5 protein-coding genes are annotated in these 4,092 nt (G+C 65.6%); all 5 read right to left on the bottom strand.

The window, feature by feature from the left end:
• Positions 1 to 313: 313 nt before the first annotated feature.
• Positions 314 to 1,246 (bottom strand): molybdopterin-dependent oxidoreductase, encoded by a 933-nt coding sequence (locus MKK82_RS01315; RefSeq protein ID WP_243984368.1) that lies wholly within the window; start codon positions 1,244 to 1,246, stop codon positions 314 to 316.
• Entirely contained in the window at positions 1,243 to 2,124 is an 882-nt protein-coding gene (locus MKK82_RS01310; protein WP_243984366.1) for a cytochrome b/b6 domain-containing protein, read from the bottom strand. The genes MKK82_RS01315 and MKK82_RS01310 overlap by 4 nt, the downstream gene beginning before the upstream one ends.
• 78 nt (positions 2,125 to 2,202) lie before the next feature.
• Complete coding sequence (locus MKK82_RS01305; protein ID WP_243938853.1) at positions 2,203 to 2,424, bottom strand: hypothetical protein; 222 nt, start codon at positions 2,422 to 2,424, stop codon at positions 2,203 to 2,205.
• A gap of 502 nt (positions 2,425 to 2,926) precedes the next feature.
• Positions 2,927 to 3,334 (bottom strand): hypothetical protein, encoded by a 408-nt coding sequence (locus MKK82_RS01300; protein WP_243984365.1) that lies wholly within the window; start codon positions 3,332 to 3,334, stop codon positions 2,927 to 2,929.
• An 87-nt stretch (positions 3,335 to 3,421) separates the two neighbouring features.
• Positions 3,422 to 4,092 (bottom strand): hypothetical protein (locus MKK82_RS01295; RefSeq protein WP_243984363.1); only part of this gene is annotated, 671 nt, incomplete at its 5' end.

The raw sequence follows: 4,092 nt of genomic DNA, 5'->3' as shown, positions 1-4,092 counted from the left end.
CGCACCTGCGCGACGCACGGTGGCTCAGGGCAGTCGAGCAAGGCGCTGATCGCCTCATGGCAAGCGAGCCAGCGCCGGGCGAGCCGCAGCAGGTCATCACCGGCTGCTTGCGACCCATTGCAGGCCTTGGGAATGTCTGCTCTCAGGCTCTCGGTGAAGCCGTGTCGGATGATTGGAACGGGCGAAGTTCTGCCCGTCTGCTCCTGGACAAAAAATTGGGGCCAGCGGTCGTTAAATATCTGCCACGTTTTGACCTTCCGCCGCCTCCCGTGAGATCAGGTCCACGTCCCGAAGCCGACGGCGCGCAGACGGCTCAGATGCCGGCATACCAAGCGTAGCCCTGATCCTCCCAGTAGCCGCCCTTGCCCTCGCCGATGCCAGCAAGGCTCTCGACCACCTCGATGCGCATCACGTACTTGGCCTGCTTGTAGCCGAGGTTGCGTTCCGCGCGCAGGCGAAGCGGGGCGCCGTTCGAGACGGGAAGCGCCTTGCCGTTCATGTCGTAGGCGAGGATGGTCTGCGGGTGGAACGCGTCCACCAGGTCGATGCTCTCGTAGTAGCGGACAGGCTCGCCGGCGGTGGCCGCGGTTTCGTCGGACGCCTGCTGCCCCCCCGAGCTCCGTTTGCTCTCCCCGCCGCCCGACTGCTTGGTCATAGCCGGGTTGGTATTGCCCGCGGGCGCCGCCTCTTCGGGGCCGCCGTCCTGTGCGGTGTCCGTACCACCATCGTCCTCGCCCCGGTCCATGGTGTCGGCGCAGTGGAACACCACGTAGCGCGCCTCCGGCTTCAGCTTGGCCCGGGTGAGGAGATCGGCGAGCGGCGTCCCAGTCCACCTGCCGATAGCGCTCCATCCTTCGACGCAATCGTGCCGGGTGATCTGGGTGCGCGCCGGTAGCTTGCGAAGCTCGGCTAGGGACAGCTTGAAGGGAGCCTCCACGAGGCCGCCGACTTCCAGGTGGTACTTGGCGAACTTGCCTTTCGCCAAGGCCTTGTAATCCTTGTCCGGCGGGTCCTCGGTGCCGTTCGGCTTGAACCACGGCGAGATGTCGGCCTCGGTGTATTCTGGCGCCAGGCTGCGTTCGGTGAGGAGCAGGCGCTGGACGAACAGGTTTGCGTCCTCGCCGGTCTTGAGCGTTCGCTGGAACCACACCGCGTTGCCGAGGCGGTCGCACCCGCCGAGCATGGCCGCCGCAGATGCGGCGGAAGCCCCCTTCAGGAGGGAACGTCGGCTCGGTGGGCGTCTCACGCCCGGGGCTCACCCGTGGCGCCGGTCGGCTCGACCTTGCGCTCGATCACGAACCAGCCGGTCACCATGCCGCGCATGTTGTTCCAAAAGCCCGAGAGCAGGACCAGGGCGATGTGCACGATCACGAACAGGACCAGCAGCGCCGCCACGACGAAGTGCACCGTACGCGCCGATTGCCGGCCGTCGAACAGGGTCAGCAGGAACGGAAAGGCCGCATCCATGGCTGGCGACATCGCCAGGCCCGCCAGTACCTGCAACGGCAGGAGCACGAACAGAACGAGGGCGTAGGTGAGCTTCTGGATGATGTTGTAGCGCTTGGCCTCGTCGCCCTGCGGGAAGCGCAGGGTGAGGTGCTCCCAGACCGAGGCGCCGAAGTGCCGGACCTGGTCGCGCGACGGGATCACCCGGAACCGGAGTTGCCCACTGAACAGGCCGTAGAGCAGGTAGAGGGCGCCGTTCAGGACGAAGGCCCAGGCGAAGAAGAAGTGCCAGCTGCGTCCGCCGGTGAGGTCCTGGTCGCTCGGCAGGGTCAGCCAGGACGGGAAGCCGCGATCCGCTGGGTCGCCGTCGGCACCGGCGGAGGAGCCGAGATAGCCGGTGGTATCGAAGGTGCGCCCGAGGACCGTGGTCACGCCCTGGGGCGGATCGTCCTCGGTCGAGGACATCGCCAGGAGCGGCGTGTCAAAGGTCGAGACCTTGCCCCAGTACAGGGCAGGGTGAGCGTTGAAGATCTGCAAGCCGCTCATCAGCAGCACTAGGAGACAGATCGCATTCACCCAATGCGTGACGCGGATGACGACCGGGTGCCGGAACATCCAGCGTCGTGTCTCGACCTCGCCCGTGTCGGGTGCTGAGCGCGTCAGGTAGGTGCGTGGCAAACGGCCTCCCTCGGGGCGATCTTTTAAAAGGGTGGAGGCCCCTGGATCGGGGCCTCCGGAAGTACAGGGCGCCTCGAATTACATGCCACGCTTCATCATCATGCGCTTCTTCATCATCCGCTTCCGCATCATGCGCTTCTTCATCATCATCCGGTCGCCGTGCATCATGCGGACCTGGGTCACGCCGGTATCGGAATTTAGGCCGTTGACGGCCATCGGGGCGGCCGATGCGGAGCCGGCGGCCAGCGCCACGCCGCCGAGGGCGGCCAGGGCGGTGAGGGCGAGAGCGAAGTTTTTCATGCATGATCTCCTATGGAGGTGAACATATTATCCAACCCACTGAACAACAGCATTATCGTATTGCTGTTCCTTGTGTTCGAAAACTAATTTTCTATACTATGATGATTTTACAGTAAGCAGCGCGCACTCAAATCAAGGCTTGCAGCCTGGACACGATACTTTCGTCGCGTATCGCTACGGCGCTGGTCGGCAAAAAGTTTCAGGACGCCCAGGCACGGATGCCGCCGAATTAATTCTCGACCTTGATCAAACGGGCGACTTCGACCTGGGGGTATCATGGCCACCCGCATCAGGGCTCACTCTTGCACCGGTGGCAGTCCATCTACCGCTTGCACGCGAAAGCCCGCTAATGGGGCACTGCTGCCGACATCACGGATCGACGAACGACCGCTTTCGGGGATGGCGTAGAGTGGCTTCTACGGCACGGTCGGGTTGGATGCGGCACGTCCGCTTCAGGGCGAAGGGTCAGGTTCCGCTCCCCACCGATCAGCGGACCTTGGCATCAGGCACGCTCCAACAGGTCGAGGAGTATCGTGCCGGCCGCCGCGATGACGTTCCCGCGCCCGCGCCAAGGAAGGATCTGCGCCCCGGGCGTCAACTCGGTCGCCACCTCCGGCAGCACGGTCTCGGGCGCATCAGTCTCGCGGTCCTGATCGTTGCCGCGCATGTAGACGACCTGCGAGCCGGCGACGTTCTCCGGTGCGGCCAGGGACGGTTCAGCGTCCCCGCCGTCTTCGTCGTTCGCATCGCCGTCCAGGCTGTCGAGCACGGCGATGATGCGGTCCGCTGCGTCGACGGCGATCTGGGCCGCCTCCTCCAAGCTAGCACGGAGTGCAGCGCCCGCCAGCGGCTCCGGGAGGATCGGAGCGGCCGGTTTCGGACGCGGGGTGAAGGTGAGCACGTTGCCCATGGTGTTAGGTCTCGGGTCACGATGAAGGGGAGGGCCCGGCGGATCCGGCCGGGGCGGTACGCACGGCGACAGGGGGGAAGGGGCGCGTCAGCGCCCTGCCCGCTCGGCTTCAGCGTGGCCCAACAGCTCGCGGGCGAACGCCTCGATCTCGTCGGCGTCGCCGTTCTGGATCACTGGGGGAGCCAGTATTTCCAGTCGGGTCTCGCGGTCGGCGGGGGATGTCGGCCGGCGCCGCCGCACCTCCTTGTTGACCGCGCTTTCCACGTCGGTCAGCGCGTCGCCGATCCACTGCACCAGCTTGCCGGCGTCGTTGAAGTCGGAGGCGCCATAGTCTTTTACGCTCCGCTGGCACCGCGGCCCCCAAGCCTGGGCATAGGCAACATCGCCGATGCGCTGCGCTACCTCTCGGACCGTCTGCAGCTCGGTCATGGTGGCAGATGCGAGGTCTAGCATGGTGACGAGGCTGAAGGTGGCCCGCGGCTCCTCTGGCTGTGCCTGTGCCTTGCCGTCCTCGGCCTCAGCGTCGGTCTCGGCGTCCTGGCTCAGAACCGCCGATGAGCCCGCCACCAAGTACCGGTCACGCGCCAAATCCAGCAGCTTGCCCCAGCCTTCAAGGGTCTTCTGCGCGCAGGTGAGGGCTTCGAGCTTTGCGGTCGGCACCTCGGCGTCCCGCTCGCCTCCCTTCTGGATGAAGGCGACCAGTTCGGGCTTGCTCATGCGTAGGGTGCGGTCGGCGATATGCATGCCGAGGGAATGGG

The sequence above is a fragment of the Methylobacterium sp. E-046 genome (genome assembly GCF_022829625.1).
Taxonomy (GTDB): Bacteria; Pseudomonadota; Alphaproteobacteria; order Rhizobiales; family Beijerinckiaceae; genus Methylobacterium; species Methylobacterium longum.
The sequence above is the reverse complement of the archived record's forward strand: the minus strand, read 5'-3'. Positions and strand labels throughout refer to the sequence as shown.